This window comes from Arthrobacter antibioticus, from assembly GCF_030063205.1.
Lineage (GTDB): Bacteria > Actinomycetota > Actinomycetes > Actinomycetales > Micrococcaceae > Specibacter.
The window spans coordinates 143,401-160,307 of record NZ_JASISQ010000005.1; the positions used below are offsets into that span (position 1 = coordinate 143,401).

Sequence of the window (16,907 nt, forward strand, 5' to 3'; positions counted from 1 at the left end):
TTATTCGTTCATTCTTGGGCTATGACTACTGAACATCGCAGCAATGTGTCCATGAATCCTGACTCGGTGGCTGTGCATGGGGGTCGGGAGGATCTGCAGGAATTGGGCGTTCACGCCCTCCCCTTAGATTTATCCACCACCTACCCACTGCCGGATATTGAGCATGGAGGCGATTCCTACGAATCCATGGCGCTTGGCGGACACCCTTTGCCCGAGGGAGGTGCGGTGTACGCCCGCCTATGGAACCCCACTGTTGCCCGGTTCGAATCTGGACTTGCGCAGATGGAAAAGGCTGAAGCCGCAGTTGCCTTTGCCTCGGGCATGGCAGCAATGACAGCCGCCATTCTGGCCGCTAAAGACAGCCCTAAGGTGACTGCGAATCCAACACTTCGCCCCCACGTGGTTGCCGTGCGCCCACTGTACGGTGGCACCGACCATCTCCTGGCTTCCGGATTGTTGGGCGTAGATGCCACGTTCTGTGCGGAAAATGACGTGGCCGGCGCCGTACGGGAGGAAACCGTCCTGATTGTGCTGGAAACACCTGCCAACCCGACTCTTGAGCTTGTTGATATTAGAAATATCGTGGCGCAAGCCGGGAGCGTTCCCGTCCTTGTCGATAACACCTTTGCCACGCCAGTGTTGCAAAATCCCATCACTCTTGGTGCTTCCATGTCGCTGCACAGCGCAACAAAATATATTGGTGGACATGGCGACGCAGTGGGTGGTGTCATTGCCTGTAGTGAGCAAACGGCCCAATCACTACGCCGTGTTCGGGCCATCACCGGGGCCATCTTGCATCCCCTGGGCGCTTACCTGCTGCACCGGGGACTTGCCACGCTTCCAGTCCGGATGCGTGGACAGCAGGAAAGTGCCTTCCGGATCGCCGAGTGGCTCCACAGCCATCCAGGCGTGGAGAAAGTCCATTACCCGGGTAACGATGGTGACCCGCTGGGCTTGTTGGAGCGCCAGATGCACGGAACCGGTGCCATGGTCTCGATCAGCCTGACCGGCGGTTTTGAGGCGGCCATGCGACTCACCTCGGGAGTGCGCATGTTCACGCATGCTGTCTCGCTGGGCGGCGTCGACTCCCTTATTCAGCACCCGGCCGCGCTCACTCACAGGCCGGTTGCACCCGAGGCGCGTCCCTTGCCCAACCTGGTGCGTCTCTCTATTGGGCTCGAGTGCGTTGAGGACCTGATCAAGGATCTAGAGCAGGCACTGGCCCCGGTTTCCGCCGGCGGTGACCAGCGTGCTGATCACAAGGTTGGCGCAGCTATTCACTAGCGGCAGCGGCTGAGAGTATGCTCCAGCGTTGGACTGCCGCGGAAAGCTGCAGAGGGGTCTGCCCACGAACTTTAGCCGCGGTCTCTTGGATAAGGTTCGACGCCGTTTCACGGGTCAGCGCCGGAAGCCTTTCCTCCCGCGCGGCAAGGGCCAGGTAGCGGCAGAGTATGCCGGTAAAGAGGCTGCCATCACCGCCTGGTTCCAGGCGCAGGCCCTGGCCCGGGGTGCTGAGCTGGTCTCGGATACAGTCAACCAGGTTTGCTGCCCGTGCCAAATGTTGTGGACGCCCAAGCTCCAAGAGGACAGCCAACACGGGACCCTGGTTATAGGTGTAGATGGTGTGTTCAACGTCGCGACCAGTGGCGGAGGGGTGAATGCCGTCAACATACAGCCCTGTTACCGGATCAAAGAGCTCATGGCGCAGCCAGTCAAGGATGGACTCGGCCAGGTCTTGCTCCCGCGCGCGGATAAAATGGAGGGCGGCGGGACCGTTGGCAGGCGTATTTTTGAAATCTCGCTTGCGGGACCAGTAAATGCCTCCGCCAAGGACTGTGTCGTGGGCGTTGTGAAGTTGCTTAGTCAGGGACTTTATTGCGTAAATAGCGAGCCGAGAAGGGCGGGCTGTCAGGCGCAGTGAGAGTTCGTTGAGCCGGTGCGCAGCGAGGGCCAACCACGCCATGTCGTCATAGAAATAGTTGGGGAAACGGCCGAAGTTTCTGATCATGATTCCGCGCAGCAATTGTTGCCCGCGGTGAAGTTCACCCTTGGCGGCAGCTCTGTTGCCAGCATTCAACGTCAAAAAACCGGTGTCAACAATGGCGTCCAGATATTGTGCCTGCCACCAGTAGTGCCATTCGGACCATGGGGTTTGGCGTAGTAGACACGTGCTGGGTTTGAGGTGTGGGTCTTGCCTCGCTGCGGAGGTCAACGCGCCAATCCAGGTTCCGGGCAGGCCCATCAAAGGATGGCCGAAGCGTGCATTCACATCGGCTGCCGCGTGCGCTGCCAGTGCCGCCCATTCCCCAGGCAGGGGAAGCCCAGCGGCGTGGTTGAAGTTCCCTGTCATGGAACCAAGCGTACTGGCGCGGTACCGTCATCAAACGCTCGCTCACTTCAGGTCGGCTTTTTTTGAACGCTCCTTCAGCTGTTCTGCGCCGAACAGCAGATTTCGGTTAGTATTCATTAACGCAACTTCCACGCCCGGTACCGGGTCAAACCTCAACGAGGAGGAACCATGGAAATTTCAAACAATGGCACCGTCGCACTGATTACAGGCGGTGCATCAGGTCTTGGCGCGGCAACGGCTAAGCGCCTACATGCTGCCGGGGCTGCCGTGGTACTTGTTGATCTGCCAAACTCAAGCGGCGCCGATCTGGCAGCAGAGCTTGGAGATCGAGCCATTTTTGTTCCCGCCGATGTAACCCGCGAAGACCAGGTGCGCACAGCAGTTGCGGCCGCCGCGGAGCTGGGCACGCTGCGGATAGTGGTGAACTGCGCCGGTGTTGCCACTCCCGGGAAGGTTCTGGGACGGGACGGAGTGCTTCCGCTAGAGCAGTTCAGCCGAGTAGTGCAGATCAACCTGATTGGGACGTTTAACGTTGTCAGGCTTTGCGCCGAGGCCATGGCTGCGGCTGAACCGTTGGCCGGTGAATTTGGTCCCGAGCGCGGTGTCATCGTCAACACTGCCTCCGTCGCCGCATTTGACGGACAGATTGGCCAGCCTGCCTACGCCGCATCCAAGGGTGCCGTGGCAGCAATGACCCTGCCGTTGGCCCGCGAGCTGGCACGGTCATTGGTGCGCGTGGTGAGCATTGCGCCGGGTATTTTTGAAACGCCTATGCTGGCCGGCCTCCCGCAAGCCGCGCAGGATTCGCTGGGCCAGCAAGTCCCGCACCCTTCACGGTTGGGAAAACCCGCCGAATATGCGGCTCTCGTTGAGCACGTTGTTGCCAACGCCATGCTCAATGGTGAGACCATCAGGCTTGACGGCGCCATCCGGATGTCGCCGAAGTGAGCAAAATCCACAGCACGATTCCCGAAGCCGACTTTTACGATTTTGAAGCGCTGCTGAGCGCTGCAGAAAAGACAAAGTTGGCGCAGCTGCGCGAATTTCTCGCTAAAGAGGTTGCCCCTTACTGCATCGATTGGTGGAATGAGGCCGAGTTCCCGGCGCACATTTTGCCCAAGATCGCGGCACTGGATCTGGCCACGCCGGACCGGCGCGGCTATAGCCATTTGTTCACCGGTTTGGTGGTGGCCGAAATGACGCGAGTGGACACTTCGCTGGCAACTTTTTTCCTTGTCCACCACGACCTATTTGTGCAAGCGCTCATTGACTTCGGTTCCATGGAGCAAAGGGAGCGGCTGCTGCCAGATGCCCTCTCGTTGCGCAGCACCGGCGCTTTTGCGCTGACCGAACCGGATCACGGCAGCGACGTGGCCGGCGGAATGGCGACCACGGCTTCGCAAGTTACCGACGACGACGGCACGCACTGGGTGTTGAACGGCGCCAAGCGCTGGATTGGCAATGGGACGTTCTGCGACAGGATGCTGTTGTGGGCCAAAGAAACTGAAACAGGAAAAGTTCGTGGCTTCTTCTTGGACGCCACCGCACCAGGAGTTTCTCGGGTAAAGATCGAGAACAAGATTGCGCTACGAACAGTCCAAAACGCGCATATCACTTTGACTGATGTGCGGGTTGAGGAATGCGATCGTATTTCTACTGTTGATTCCTTCGAAGACACCAACCGGCTGCTGCTGGGCTCACGCGTCTCAGTGGCATGGCAGGCGGTGGGACAGCAATTGGCCGCTTTTGATGTTGCCCGAGCGTATGCCCTGGAGCGGGAACAGTTTGGCCGGCCCATTGCAGCGTTCCAGATGATCCAGTCACAATTAGTGACAATGCTGGGAAACGCCACCTCGTCCATGGCAATGATGGTGCGTATTGCGGGGCTGCAAGACACGGCGGGGGCTACGGATGGACCCTTGCTTCCATCCATGGCACAAGTAGCGCTGGCAAAAGCGCACACCACGGCTGCTATGCGCGAAACCGTAGGGCTTGGCCGGTCAATACTGGGTGGCAACGGCATTGTCAGCGATTACGGTATGGCCAAGATTTTCGCAGATGCCGAAGCGATTTACACCTACGAAGGTTCCCACGAGATCAACACGCTCATTGCCGGCCGCGCAATCACAGGGGTCTCGGCGATCGTCTAGGGCTGCAACCCCACCTGCCATCGAGTGCCGCCCGCTGTTGGAGCGGGCGAAGATTTTCCATGAAAGAAGGAACGCCATGAGCACCACTGTGAACGCAGCCTCCACCCCCGCCGCAAGCGTCTCCACAGCAGTGGCCGACGTCATCGCAGAGCGGACAGGGCACCTCTTTGGGCTGTTGGGAAACGGAAACGCCCACCTGATCAGCCACCTCACCTCCGCGGGGTTTCCCTTCACCTCTGCCCGTCATGAGGCTGCCACGGTGGCGATGGCGGACTCCTACCACCGTGCCACCGGCAAGGTGGGTGCCGCGACAACAACGTACGGGGCCGGGTTCACCAACGCCTACACCGCTCTCGCAGAAGCACGGCTGGCCCGCATCCCGTTGGTGTTGGTGACCGGAGATGCCCCCACAACAGGGCGAAGGGCCTTCGACGTGGACCAGAGCGCGGCATCCGCTGCCGTGGGGGTGACAACGCTGGTGGCCGGACCGGAGAACGCCGCAGCAATGACGCACAGGGCATTCGATCTGGCAATACAGAGCGTGCAGCCGGTGGTACTGGCTATTCCTTATGACCTCGCCACGGCGCAGCTGAGCGAACAGGTCACCCTGGCGTCGCTTCCTGAGAAGGCGGCCTGGACCGCTGGCGCTGCTGAACTCGATGAGGTGGCCGCGTTGTTGCGCGGCGCCAAACGACCCCTTGTCCTGGCCGGGCGGGGCGTGTTGCTGGCTGGTGCGCAGGCGCCGCTTCGTGAACTGGGGGACCGGCTCGGAGCCCTGTTCATGACCTCAGTCATGGCCACCAACATCATCGATTCCGCGTGGAACCTCGGCATCGCCGGAGGCTTCACCCGCGACCACCGGCTGGAACTGGCCCAGCAAGCTGATGTGGTGCTGGTGGTGGGGGCATCACTGAACGCCTTCCAGTCCCGCTACGGCACTTTATTGGCTTCTGCCACCACGGTCATCCGTATCGACAACGAACCAGAGTCCGGGATGGTCCATGCGCAGGTGACCGATTACTTGCGGGCAGACCTTGAGCCAGCCTTGAGTGCCCTCGTCGAGCGCTTGCCGGTTGTGGAAGAATCCAGCGGCTGGCGCTCGCAGGTGCCGGAGGTTGCCACCGAGTCCTTCCGTTCTGCTGCACCGGTGGAGAACCCGGCCGAGTTCGGCGTCGACGGCCGCCTGAACCCCCGAGCGGTTGTCGCTGCCCTCGAGGACATCCTGCCCACGGAGCGCTCGCTGGTCATGGACGGGGGCCATTTCATCGGCTGGGCCCCGATGTACCTCTCCGTACCGGACCCGCAGGCCATGATCCTGGTGGGCACTGCCTTTCAGTCCATTGGGCTCGGCTTCGGTTCCGCGGCGGGAGTCTCCGCAGCCCGCCCGGACCGCACCACCGTTTTTGTCACCGGTGATGGCGGCGGACTCATGGGATTGGCAGACTTCGAAACTTTCCTCCGCGTAACCCGCCGAGGCGTGATCGTGGTGTTGAACGACGCCGCCTACGGCGCCGAGCTGCATCAATACGCGTCCAAAGGCCTTGACCCTGCCGCGATGCTCATCGATGAAGTCGACTTCGCCGCCGTGGGGCGCGCGTTCGGAGCCGAAGGAGCCAAGATCGGCACACTGGCTGAGCTTGAAGTCCTTCGTGAATGGTTGGACACGCATGATGAAGGGGTGTTCGTCCTAGATGTGTCCATCTCGCAAAAGATCGTGGCCGAATTCATGAGCGCATCGATCAACGCTGGCAAAAAGTCCTAAGGTCACAGCTTCGTGGGAGGAAGATGGAGACATGTATGAGCCCCATCAATTGAAGGGGTCGGCTACGGGCAAGTTTCAAGACAGCAGGAGTGCCGCGACGACCAAGAGCCATCAAATCCGAGCCGACGGCGTGAGAGTTATTTCCGCGGGTTGCGCTCTCCGGCTTCGATTGCCACCGGCAAAGTGTTCCCGGCTGAGGGCGAGGGGCACGTACCAAAGTCGCTAAAAGCACTGGGGTAGTTGATGGCACGGTTGAAATCCACCACAACCGTGCCGTCAGGACGCGGCTTGGTCAGTTCAACTCTGCGCCACGGCGCTGTTGAAACGTTGTTGCTGGCATCGTGAAAGTTCACCAGAAGAGAGCCAAGATCACCTTCCTCGGCCGCCAAACTATACCGGCTGCCGCCCAATTCAAAGCAGACGTCCCCCACCAGCACTGCCTGTCCGGGGACTTGCGGGTTGGCCGTTTTGATAGTTTCACCCCGGGGCTGGGCGTAGCGCTCGAAGTTGCCGCTGAGAACAAAGTCATGGTTGTAATCAAACACCGGGACGCCGGTGAAGTTTTGCATCAAGGGTGCCTGCGAGTCGCGGGTTCGGATCATATAACGGTTGGCGCGCATACCCAGTTCAACAACCACGGTTCCGGCAGCAACCCACATCACTGATTGCTCGTCAACTAGTTCAACCGTGATGGTGCCAACCACTGGCTCTCCGCTTTTCGCCAGCGTAAGGTGATCGTCCGCGCTGGCGGTCAGTGACGCCGTCGTGCCTGAATAACTCCACAGGCCGGGTACGCCCAAGAGCGGGGAGGGAACCTGGGGAAGCCACTGTAGCGAGGTGAGCGTGAGCCAGCCGTGCTGCACGGCGAGCGAGTTGTCGCGGCCGGTGCGGAAGCGTTCCCACCGCTGGGTAAGGCGATCGAGTTCTGCGGTGTTTATACTCATGGCGCTCCTATCGAAACAGTGTGGGTTCTCCACTCTAGGCACAACGACTGCGCCGGCAGCGATATTCCGGCGGCACGGGGGCATCCGGGGTGAAAGAATGGGGCCATGGCAACAGATTCAACGAACCCCACAGACTCAACGAACGCTTCGTTGAACAAGGACATGACACGTTTTCCGCTCGGTGCCGCCACCGCGTTGGAGGATGAGCGCACGCAGCTAACGTTGGTGCGGCACTATCAGGTTGCCCCTGAGGTACTGTGGTCCATGTTCACGGACCCGGAGAAAACCATTATGTGGTGGGCGAAGGTTCGGGGCAGTATCAAAACCGGTTCATCCTTTGATTTGAAATGGCTCAATGTCAAAGATGAAGGACACGGCATTGAGACCGACTGGTGGTACGGGCGCGTTATTGAAGCTGATGAGCCGCGAGTACTTGAAATCTCCAATTCCATGCACGGGCGTATCCGGCTGGAGCTGACTGACACCGAGCAGGGCACGCAGCTGGTGTTTAGCAATGCTGTGGAAGTTCCCGTTGAAATAGCGTTGATGTCGCTGGCCGGCTGGCACGTCCACCTTGACCATCTGCAGGAAGCACTGGATGGCAAAAGTATTCACTGGCAGCACTGGTGGGATGACTTTTACCCGTGCTGGGAACGCGTTCACGCCCTATACACCGCAGTCTGAGCGCGCAGAGTCTCTGTCGCGCAGATCCTCACTATCTGAGACAGACTGGCATCGTTCAACGAACCCCACGTAGTATCCAAGCGGCCCTATTCTTGGGTCCCAACGTATTCAACGCCGCATACGAGCACCCCAGAATCATAGACCGTAAGGACGCTGACTCATGAGCTCAGATTTGCAACCAAACCCGCAGGGCACCGCACAGGGTGCCGAGCCGGACACTGACCTTCGCCGCGATGTCCGCCGCGTGAGCACTTTGCTGGGTGAATCCCTGGTTCGCCAGCATGGCCCCGAACTGTTGGCGATGGTGGAGCAGGTTCGCCTGCTGACAAAGGAATCCAAAGAGGCTGCGCGTGGGGAATCCGGCACGGGCCCCTGGAGCGCAAACGACGTCGCGGAGCAGGTCCGTGAGGTCCTCTCCTCCCTACCGCTGGAGCAGGCAACAGACCTGGTTCGGGCCTTTGCGTTTTACTTCCACCTGGCCAACGCTGCGGAGCAGGTTCACCGTGTTCGGAGTCTGCGCAGCCGTAGCGAAAAGGACGGCTGGCTGGCCAAGGCCGTCACCGAAATTGCTGAAAAAGCGGGTGCCGAAACGCTGCAGAAGGTTGTCAACGAACTGGACGTGCGGCCCATCTTCACCGCCCACCCCACGGAAGCATCGCGGCGTTCAGTGCTGGATAAGATCCGCAAGCTCTCTGACATCCTTGCCACCGAATCAGAAGAAGGCAGCACAGCCCGTGCCCGCCAGGACCGTAAACTGGCCGAAATCATCGACCAAATGTGGCAGACGGATGAGTTGCGGAAAGTTCGCCCCACCCCTATGGATGAGGCCCGCAACGCCATTTACTACCTGCGCAATATTCTCACTGACGCCATGCCGGAGGTGCTGACCGAGCTCAGCGACTTGTTGGGAGAGCACGGAGTTGCACTGCCCGTGGACGCCGCCCCACTGCGTTTCGGTTCGTGGATTGGTGGCGACCGCGATGGCAACCCCAATGTCACTCCGGAGGTGACACGCGAGGTTTTGGTGTTGCAGAACCAGAACGCGGTGAAAATCTCGCTGGTGCTCATCGATGAGCTGTTGAGCGTTCTCTCCAACTCAAGCGCCCTCTATGGCGCCGATGCGGCGCTGACCGATTCGATCGCTGTGGATTTGGCGAACCTGCCCCATATTGATCCGCGCGTCCTAGAGCTCAATGCGGATGAGCCGTACCGTCTGAAACTCACCTGCATCAAGGCCAAACTGCACAACACGCAAAAGCGTGTGGCCGCTGACGCCTACCATGAGCCCGGCCGCGACTATAGCGCCACTTCGGAACTCATCGCGGATTTGGAGCTGCTGGAAGTTTCGCTGCGCAATAACTCTGCAGCTTTGGTGGCGGACGGGGCACTGGCTTCAGTGCGCCGGGCCATTGCCTCCTTCGGTTTGCACTTGGCAACCTTGGATATCCGTGAGCATGCCGACTACCACCACGACGCCGTCGGCCAGCTCATTGACAGGGTTGGTGAGCTAAACAAGCCCTACGCAGAGTTTGATCGTGCCGAGCGTATGGCGGTTCTGAGCCGCGAACTTGCCAGTCAGCGTCCGCTTTCAGGGCACCCGATTAAGCTCGACGGCGCGGCAAACGGAACCTACGACGTCTTCCGTGTTGTGCGGCGGGCCTTGCGCACGTACGGCCCCGACGTCATTGAAACGTACATTATCTCCATGACTCGCGGCGCTGACGACGTGTTGGCCCCCGCGGTACTGGCTCGCGAAGCCGGGTTGGTCCAGCTCACCGGCGAAAACCGTTACGCCAAAATTGGTTTCGCACCGCTGTTGGAAACGGTGGATGAGCTGCGCGCATCTGCTGAAATTGTGGACCAGCTGCTCTCCGATCCGGCGTACCGCGAACTTGTTCGCCTGCGCGGGGACGTCCAGGAGATCATGCTTGGATACTCAGATTCCAACAAGGAATCCGGCGTGCTGACTTCACAGTGGGAGATCCACAAGACTCAGCGCAAACTCCGCGACGTAGCGCTCAAGCACGGCGTGAACGTGCGCATGTTCCACGGCCGTGGCGGCTCCGTTGGCCGCGGTGGCGGACCCACCTATGACGCCATCATGGCCCAGCCCAATGGCGTCCTTGAAGGCGCCATCAAGTTCACCGAGCAGGGCGAGGTCATCTCCGATAAGTACTCCCTGCCCGAACTTGCCCGGGAAAACCTGGAACTTTCCCTGGCTGCTGTCATGCAGGGCTCCGCCTTGCACCAGGCACCGCGTCACTCAGAGGATGATCTGGGCCGCTTCGGAGACATTATGGAAGTCATGTCCGACGCCGCTTTTGGTACCTACCGCACATTGATTGACCACGAGGACCTGCCGGCCTACTTTCTGGCGTCCACCCCGGTGGAGCAACTCGGAAGTTTGAACATTGGTTCACGGCCGTCCAAACGCCCGGATTCCGGGTCCGGGCTTGGAGGCCTGCGCGCCATCCCGTGGGTATTTGGGTGGACTCAGTCACGTCAGATTGTGCCGGGTTGGTTCGGTGTTGGCTCGGGTCTGCGCGCAGCACGTGAAGCTGGCCGCGGTGCTGAGCTGAAGGAAATGCTGGATCACTGGCACTTCTTCTCCTCCACTATCTCCAATGTGGAAATGACGCTGGCCAAGACGGATATGGACATTGCCGCGCACTACGTTCGCACCCTTGTACCTGTTCCGCTGCAGCACCTCTTTGCCACCATCCGCGCCGAGTTTGACCTCACTGTCGCGGAGCTACAGCTGCTGACAGGGGAGACTGAGCTGCTGGACAACCAGCCCCTGCTCAAACGTTCACTAAATGTCCGCGATCAGTATCTTGACCCCATCTCCTATCTCCAAGTTGAGCTGCTGCGCCGCGTCCGTGAGGCGGATATTACCAAGTCTGATGTGGATGAGCGTCTACAGCGAGCCATGCTGATCACCATCAACGGTGTGGCTGCCGGCTTGCGTAACACCGGCTAAACAACGCTCCCCTATGGAAAAAGCCGCCGTTTGCGGATTAAGCCACCCGGCGCCGGGTGGCTTAATCCGCAAACGGCGGCTTTTTTGGTGTGGGCGGCTTCGTTTAGGCTGGTTAGATGCCTTCATTTCGTGCCACCATCCAAATTACCGGCCTGCGTCCCGGTCACGATCCTAAAGAAGTTATGGATGTGGCTGTTGCTGCGGTTGGTTCCGCCCACGTTGTTGAGGCCAACCAGCTGGACATTGTGGCCGGGGTGCCGCGCATTACCGTTCGTTTCATGGTTGAGGCCAGCGAGTACGACGCCGAGAACCAGTTTGCGCGCAACGCTGCGGTATCGATGGCGCATGGTGTGAATACGGTGGCCACCACGGGTGTTTTGCGCACCTTCCGCCGCTCCACAGGCAAGTGGCTTGCGCTCTAGGAAGCCGGAAAAACAAGTGTGATGTGAATCACATGGATTTAACCGTGAGGATTCTCCCGCTCGATACGCCTTATCTGTGTAGGCGCCAAAATGGTGCTGAGCTTGAAGATGTATCTAAGCAGAACTTCGGGAGTGATTATTTTGACTACTCAGCCTCAGATTAAGAACCCAGCAACAGGTACCCCCGCACCGGGCAAACAGTCGGTCACCAGCCGTGGCACCACCACGGTGGCTGACGGTGTTGTCGCCAAAGTTGCCGGTATTGCTGCACAGGACATTCCGGGTGTTTACGCACTCGGTGGCGGAGCCGCACGTGCACTGGGCAGCCTCCGCGAAGCTGTGGGTCAGAAGGATTTGACCCAGGGCGTGAGCGTTGAAGTTGGCCAGACACAGGTGGCGGTTGATATTACTCTTGTTGTGGAGTACCCGCACCCACTTCAAAAGGTTGCCGACGACGTCCGTGACGCCATCTACGCCGCAGTGGAAGACGTGGTAGGTATGGAGGTGACCGAGGTTAACGTCTCCATCACCGATATCCACATCGCTTCGGAAGAAAATGACGAGAAGACCGTCGCGGCCGCACGCCACGATGAGAGCCAGACTGGGCCGCGAGAAGCCCGCGTCTCATGAGCGCCACCGTGGCCGGCACGGCCATAGCCGCTACGTTGGCCATTACGGCCCTTGTTTTTGGATTCTGGGCCATGCTGTTGGTGGCCCTGTTCATGGCGGTTGGTGCGCTCATCGGCAGAAGTGTTGACGGCAGGCTGGATCTGCGCAGCGTTTTTGACGCTCTCCGCGGCAAGCGCACCTCATCATGAGTACCGGCACGCGGGGGGCTGATCTGGAAGCACACCGGCAGCACCAGCCAAATATGCGTGCCGGGTACACCAACATTTCAGCCAACACGATGCACCAGCTAGTGGCAGCGATCGCCGCCGACGCCCTCAATGTCCCGGCACGGGATATCAGCGCCAAAATCCACGATGAGCAGGGACAAGTAAGCGTCTCGCTGGCCGTGCCTTTGGTACTGCGCGCCCAAGGGCAGGATTTCTACCTGGACTCACCAAGTGATGATGTGCGCATGAACTTGGAGTCCGACGGCGGCACTGTGTTTGAGCGTGCAGCTGCAGTCAGGGACGTTGTGAGAAAACGCCTCCACGCTCTGGCTGGAACAACCGTTGGCCGAGTGGACATCCGGTTCACCGGGATTCATGACGGGAAACCAATAACCACAGGGAGGGTCCAATGAGAAACATGCAGGCAACTGAGCCGCGAGTAATCAAAAGACTCAATCTGCGCGAAACCCGGTCCAGCCGGGCAGCCTTGTCCATCATCGTAGCCGTCGCCCTGTTGCTGGCGGTGATATGGCTGGCCATTGAACTGCTGCTCGCGTTGACGGCGAACACAGCTCTGCTGATTTCCCCTTCCGAGCTGGCTGAGCGTACGGCATCAGTGGCAACAGCCACAATCCCTGAGGCGCTCATCGCGATCGGTGCAGGCATGGTGTTGGTGGGGCTTGCTATTGTGGCAGCGGCACTCTTGCCTGGTACGAAGCCGCGGCACATTATGGAGAGTTCACGTGCAGCAGTGGTGGTTGAGCATGAAGTGCTGGCCGCAGCCGTATCGCGTACTGCACGCACAGTTGCCCGCCTGACACCTGAACAGGTAGCGACAAGTGTGAGCCGAAAGCGCATCGAGGTTTCATTGCATCCAAGCACCGGTCTGAGTGTAGATACGGATGCTGTTCAAGAAGCCGTGGAACGCGAGGTAGCTGCTTACGGATTGCATAATCCTGTTGCTATCACTGTCAAACCCGGGCATAAGCAGACGTCCGGTACTAAGCAGGAGGTGGGCATATGAACAGCACCAACCGTGGGCTGAACCGCACAATATTGGCCATTTTTGGTTTGATATTAGCTGGCGCGGGAACCCTCGCAATACTGGCTGGAGTCAGCAGGGGATTCGCCCAAAGCTTGACTTCGGCCGGGACTAACCTCTGGAGCCGCATCCAGGAACGGCTGGATGCGGCCCGGATTTCAGGGGCAGAGATCAGTTGGTGGACTATCGCTGTGCTGGTCCTGCTCATTGTGGTTGCAGTGCTGTTAGTGAGCTGGCTTGCCTCACAAGGCACTGGCCGCAGCAATGAGCTGGCCAAGGCGGAAAGCCCGACCGGAAATACCACAGTAGATATTGCTGTTGCCGCTCAAGCGATCAAGGCGGCACTGGCAGAAAACAACCAGATCCTCGCCAGTTCGGTGCAATCCTGGAAAACCAGAGGTATCGGCAGTGATACTGGGCTGAAAATAGTGCTCCAAGCCCGGAAAGGTGCCTCTCCGGCTGAGGTGCGCGCCGCCGTGGAACATCTAGTGGTGGGCTTGGATGAACTGTTGGGAATTCAATTGCCTGTGCTGATCCGCATCAAAGCAGGCACACGTAGCAAATTTGCCCGTACAGAACGCGTGGCATGAGAAAAAACAACAACGAAACCTAACGAAAGAGAAAACATGGGACTGGGCGATAAAATCAGTAATAGCGCCGAAAAGGGGCTTGGCTCCGTAAAAGAGCAAGCAGGCAAGCTGTTGGATAACCAGAAACTTGAGCATGAAGGCCGTGCAGACCAAGTAAGCGCCGAAGCCAAACAGGCCGGGGAAAAGGTCAAAGACGCCGCCACGGAGTTCAAAAACGGTCTCAACAAGTAGTCTAATCATCTGCATTACAAGCATTCGCACTTAATATAAGGGGTACATATGGGTTTCTTCGGATTTATTATTCTTGGTTTGATCGTCGGCGCAATCGTTAAGGCAGTCATGCCTGGCAAAGTCGGAGGCGGCTGGATCACAAGCATCATTTTGGGAGTGGTTGGCGCCATCGTTGGTGGCTGGCTCGGATCGCTTATTTTCAATGTTGACCTCGGCACGTTCTTCAATATTAAGACGTGGCTGTTGTCCATTGGTGGTGGCCTGGTTGTTGCCGCAATCTACGGCGCCATCCGCGGCCGTAAGTAGCCTCAGGTAGCTTACAAATAGTTTCAAGTTTCGCGGGCAGCTAACGCATAGCGTTAGCTGCCCGCGAAAACGTATAGGCTCACAGCCAAGCACCTTGGACGGCTGGAAATGATGAAAGGGCCCAAGACGGTGAAACGACTGCAGGAAATGGCGCACGCACTTGCTGATGCCCCCGATGATTTTTTGGCAGAGCGTTCCGGTGACGGTGATGTTGCTGCCTTTGAGGCGCTGGCCCATAGACATGCCCCACTGATGCGAGCATACGCCCGGCGTCTAACCCGAACCTATGACGATGCCGACGACGTTGTACAAGAAGCGCTCATCACAGCATGGAAAGATATCCGGGACCTCAAGGATCCGGCGTCAGTAAAAGCGTGGATGATGCGGATAGTGGCCCACCGTGCTGTCGATTCTGGCAGGCGGCGTAAAGTACATGGCAACTTGGATGAGCAGGGGCACGCGGCAGATAAAAAACCCACGCCGGAGCAAGCCGCGTTGGCTGGGTCCGCGCGTCTTGCATTGAATCAGGCGCTTGCCCGTCTACCGGAAGAACAGCGACGATGCTGGGTCTTGAAGGAAATCGGTGGTCAATCATATGAGGAAATTGCCGAGACGCTGGGTATCAGCGCAACCAGCGTGCGCGGCCGGTTGGCCAGAGCACGAACAACGCTTGTGAAGGACATGGAGGACTGGCGATGAACCCAACGCGAGATTGCGATCGGCGCATCGAAGACCTCAGCGACTACCTCGACACGGGTGTTTGCGCTGATGCCGAACATATTGAGCACTGCCCACAATGCCAGGCAAGACTTGCAGGACTGAGAAGCCTCAGGTCTGTAGCCATGGATCTCATGGACGACGACGCGGCGTCAGCAGCAGCCGATGACACCATCTGGCTTGATGGCATTCTGGCCAACCTGAGGCTAGAAACGAGCGCGGGGCGCTCAATCCCGATTGCTGGCGGTCCTTTAGACCAGCTGACAGAATCCGAGGGTGCTGTCATTGCAATGGTCCGCTCCGTGGGTGACTCTGTGGGCGGGGTGTTGATTGGTCGCTGCCGGATAGATGGCGACGCCGAGACCGTCGGAGCACCCATTGAATTTCACATAGGTGTTTCAGCGAGGTACGGGTACCCGTTGCCGTCGCTTGCCGAGAAATTGCGGGAGGCAGTGTTCGCAGAACTGCTAGCTGAAACGGAGCTGAATGTGGTGGCTGTGCACGTGACGTTCACTGATGTGCGGCCGAGATTTCAGACTGCTGGCGATGCGGATAGGAAAGAACAGCCATGAGCCTTGAAGATGATGTTCACCAGCGGGTCTTGGACATGGATGGCGTTGCTGTTGTCTATGCAGTGGATCCGACGTGGCGAACAGCGGTGAAAACGTTGGGTGGACTCCTATTACCCGCGGAAACTGCTGCGGCGACGACCTTCGTGGCGTGCTCCGAGACCGCTGACCCTGGCAGCGAAGGCATGAGACCGGTCCTGACAGCGCCGGTCCTGACAGTGAAGGTGCGTGTAGGCACCGATGGGTCTGTGCCGGCACCGCAGTTGGCTCGCAGTGTTGCTACTGGGATTCGCACATTTGTAGCCCCGCGTAGGCCAGATTTTGAGGTTCGGGTACTTGTTCAGATCGCCGCAATCGGAGTCTAGCCACCGCTTAGTTGTGACCTGGAAACGCTGAAAGTTCCAGTTTAGAGGAGTAGCTCACTGCCTCACGAGTCAGCGGGTCAGTAAAGGAAATACTGCGCGCTAGTAGCTGCAGTGGTTTAGTGAAATCATCCGGTGCCTGCTCGTGCAGGATTGGGTAAAACGAATCGTTCAAGATTCCTAGGCCCTGGGAGGCCATGTGCACGCGCAGTTGATGGGTTTTTCCTGTGTGCGGGTTCAGATCGTAGAGCCCTAGGTGGTCACCGGTTGTCTGGTCCGTACGGCTGTCCAACAACCCGATCCGGGTTTCAGCGTTGGGCTCACCTTCGATTTCTTGAGCCAACAAATACGTGCGCGATTTAATCATGTGACTCCGCACCACTAAGGGCAGCTCCAGATCGTCGCGGACCGGTGCCACGGCGCGGTACGTTTTTTGTATCTGACGTCTTTCAAATAATGTTTGGTATTTTCCACGCGTGTCAGGGTTAGCTGAAAATAACAACACCCCGGCAGTCATCCTGTCCAAGCGGTGCATGGGCACCAGTTCCGGTAGGTCAAGGAATACGCGCAGGCGGACAAGGGCCGACTCCTGAACGTACATGCCGCCAGGTGTGGTGGGCAGAAAATGAGGCTTGTCCACAACCACAAGGTTTTCATCCTGATGCAGGACTGAGAGTTCCACGGGTAGCCGTTTTTCCACCGGCAGTTCGCGGTAGTACCAAATGAACATGTGCTGGTCCAACGGGGTCGCGGGTGTGAGGATTTCCCCACCCAACGCCATAACTTCGCCGCGTTCAAATCTACTGACGATGCCGGCAGGGTCCACATGCCCGAATTTGTCCAGCACAAATTCCATGGCTGTTTTCCAGGGCCCCTCAGCGGGCACTCGCACGCGGGTCGCGTTGACGCCATTGCGTACCGGGAGCGGAGATTTCATCACCATTCAAGAGTACCGAGGGATC

General features: G+C 58.8%; 20 protein-coding genes. 17 read left to right on the forward strand and 3 right to left on the reverse strand.

What is annotated here, in order from left to right; all coding sequences use genetic code 11:
• Nucleotides 1-21: 21 nt before the first annotated feature.
• Complete coding sequence (locus QMG40_RS12225; RefSeq protein ID WP_283531334.1) at nucleotides 22-1,284, forward strand: trans-sulfuration enzyme family protein; 1,263 nt, start codon at nucleotides 22-24, stop codon at nucleotides 1,282-1,284.
• On the opposite strand, the gene QMG40_RS12230 is transcribed toward QMG40_RS12225, so the two are convergent.
• A complete protein-coding gene (locus QMG40_RS12230; RefSeq protein ID WP_283531335.1) occupies nucleotides 1,274-2,350 on the reverse strand; it encodes a glycoside hydrolase family 76 protein in 1,077 nt (358 codons plus the stop codon). The genes QMG40_RS12225 and QMG40_RS12230 overlap by 11 nt on opposite strands.
• 168 nt (nucleotides 2,351-2,518) lie before the next feature.
• Here QMG40_RS12230 and QMG40_RS12235 point away from each other — a divergent pair, with 168 nt between their 5' ends.
• The 3 genes from QMG40_RS12235 (at nucleotide 2,519) to QMG40_RS12245 (ending at nucleotide 6,262) form a co-directional block, all read left to right on the forward strand.
• Nucleotides 2,519-3,298 (forward strand): 3-hydroxyacyl-CoA dehydrogenase, encoded by a 780-nt coding sequence (locus tag QMG40_RS12235; protein ID WP_283531336.1) that lies wholly within the window; start codon nucleotides 2,519-2,521, stop codon nucleotides 3,296-3,298.
• A complete protein-coding gene (locus QMG40_RS12240; protein WP_283531337.1) occupies nucleotides 3,295-4,500 on the forward strand; it encodes an acyl-CoA dehydrogenase family protein in 1,206 nt (401 codons plus the stop codon). Before QMG40_RS12235 ends, QMG40_RS12240 begins: the two co-directional genes overlap by 4 nt.
• 76 nt (nucleotides 4,501-4,576) lie before the next feature.
• On the forward strand, nucleotides 4,577-6,262 hold the full coding sequence (locus QMG40_RS12245) for a thiamine pyrophosphate-binding protein (protein WP_283531338.1): 1,686 nt from the start codon (nucleotides 4,577-4,579) through the stop codon (nucleotides 6,260-6,262).
• A gap of 137 nt (nucleotides 6,263-6,399) precedes the next feature.
• Here QMG40_RS12245 and QMG40_RS12250 read toward each other — a convergent pair whose 3' ends face one another.
• Complete coding sequence (locus tag QMG40_RS12250; protein WP_283531339.1) at nucleotides 6,400-7,206, reverse strand: DUF1684 domain-containing protein; 807 nt, start codon at nucleotides 7,204-7,206, stop codon at nucleotides 6,400-6,402.
• Between the two features lie 105 nt (nucleotides 7,207-7,311).
• Between QMG40_RS12250 and QMG40_RS12255 the strand changes: the two genes are divergently transcribed.
• From QMG40_RS12255 to QMG40_RS12315, 13 genes are all read left to right on the forward strand, one after another.
• Nucleotides 7,312-7,890, forward strand: a complete 579-nt coding sequence (locus QMG40_RS12255) for an SRPBCC domain-containing protein (protein ID WP_283531340.1) — start codon at nucleotides 7,312-7,314, stop codon at nucleotides 7,888-7,890.
• A 160-nt stretch (nucleotides 7,891-8,050) separates the two neighbouring features.
• Nucleotides 8,051-10,870 carry a phosphoenolpyruvate carboxylase gene (ppc, locus tag QMG40_RS12260; RefSeq protein ID WP_283531341.1) on the forward strand — a complete coding sequence of 940 codons (2,820 nt, stop codon included), beginning with the start codon at nucleotides 8,051-8,053 and terminating at the stop codon, nucleotides 10,868-10,870.
• A 116-nt stretch (nucleotides 10,871-10,986) separates the two neighbouring features.
• On the forward strand, nucleotides 10,987-11,292 hold the full coding sequence (locus QMG40_RS12265; protein ID WP_283531342.1) for a hypothetical protein: 306 nt from the start codon (nucleotides 10,987-10,989) through the stop codon (nucleotides 11,290-11,292).
• A 141-nt stretch (nucleotides 11,293-11,433) separates the two neighbouring features.
• Entirely contained in the window at nucleotides 11,434-11,922 is a 489-nt protein-coding gene (locus QMG40_RS12270) for an Asp23/Gls24 family envelope stress response protein (RefSeq protein WP_459253002.1), read from the forward strand.
• Complete coding sequence (locus tag QMG40_RS12275) at nucleotides 11,919-12,110, forward strand: DUF2273 domain-containing protein (RefSeq protein ID WP_283531343.1); 192 nt, start codon at nucleotides 11,919-11,921, stop codon at nucleotides 12,108-12,110. The genes QMG40_RS12270 and QMG40_RS12275 overlap by 4 nt, the downstream gene beginning before the upstream one ends.
• The gene (locus QMG40_RS12280; RefSeq protein ID WP_283531344.1) at nucleotides 12,107-12,541 is read left to right on the forward strand and encodes a hypothetical protein; all 435 of its coding nucleotides are present in this window, start codon (nucleotides 12,107-12,109) and stop codon (nucleotides 12,539-12,541) included. The genes QMG40_RS12275 and QMG40_RS12280 overlap by 4 nt, the downstream gene beginning before the upstream one ends.
• Nucleotides 12,538-13,152 (forward strand): Asp23/Gls24 family envelope stress response protein, encoded by a 615-nt coding sequence (locus QMG40_RS12285; protein WP_283531345.1) that lies wholly within the window; start codon nucleotides 12,538-12,540, stop codon nucleotides 13,150-13,152. Before QMG40_RS12280 ends, QMG40_RS12285 begins: the two co-directional genes overlap by 4 nt.
• Complete coding sequence (locus QMG40_RS12290) at nucleotides 13,149-13,760, forward strand: hypothetical protein (RefSeq protein WP_283531346.1); 612 nt, start codon at nucleotides 13,149-13,151, stop codon at nucleotides 13,758-13,760. Before QMG40_RS12285 ends, QMG40_RS12290 begins: the two co-directional genes overlap by 4 nt.
• 36 nt (nucleotides 13,761-13,796) lie before the next feature.
• Nucleotides 13,797-13,991: a CsbD family protein gene (locus QMG40_RS12295; RefSeq protein ID WP_283531347.1), complete on the forward strand. Its 195-nt coding sequence runs from the start codon at nucleotides 13,797-13,799 to the stop codon at nucleotides 13,989-13,991.
• Between the two features lie 48 nt (nucleotides 13,992-14,039).
• The gene (locus tag QMG40_RS12300; protein ID WP_283531348.1) at nucleotides 14,040-14,297 is read left to right on the forward strand and encodes a GlsB/YeaQ/YmgE family stress response membrane protein; all 258 of its coding nucleotides are present in this window, start codon (nucleotides 14,040-14,042) and stop codon (nucleotides 14,295-14,297) included.
• A gap of 129 nt (nucleotides 14,298-14,426) precedes the next feature.
• Nucleotides 14,427-14,996, forward strand: coding sequence for an RNA polymerase sigma factor (locus tag QMG40_RS12305; protein ID WP_343319171.1), 570 nt, complete (start codon nucleotides 14,427-14,429; stop codon nucleotides 14,994-14,996).
• Entirely contained in the window at nucleotides 14,993-15,586 is a 594-nt protein-coding gene (locus QMG40_RS12310; RefSeq protein WP_283531349.1) for an Asp23/Gls24 family envelope stress response protein, read from the forward strand. Before QMG40_RS12305 ends, QMG40_RS12310 begins: the two co-directional genes overlap by 4 nt.
• A complete protein-coding gene (locus QMG40_RS12315; RefSeq protein WP_283531350.1) occupies nucleotides 15,583-15,948 on the forward strand; it encodes a hypothetical protein in 366 nt (121 codons plus the stop codon). The genes QMG40_RS12310 and QMG40_RS12315 overlap by 4 nt, the downstream gene beginning before the upstream one ends.
• Before the next feature lie 7 nt (nucleotides 15,949-15,955).
• Here the strand turns inward: QMG40_RS12315 and QMG40_RS12320 are convergent, their stop codons facing one another.
• On the reverse strand, nucleotides 15,956-16,882 hold the full coding sequence (locus QMG40_RS12320) for a pseudouridine synthase (protein WP_283531351.1): 927 nt from the start codon (nucleotides 16,880-16,882) through the stop codon (nucleotides 15,956-15,958).
• Between the last annotated feature and the right edge of the window lie 25 nt (nucleotides 16,883-16,907).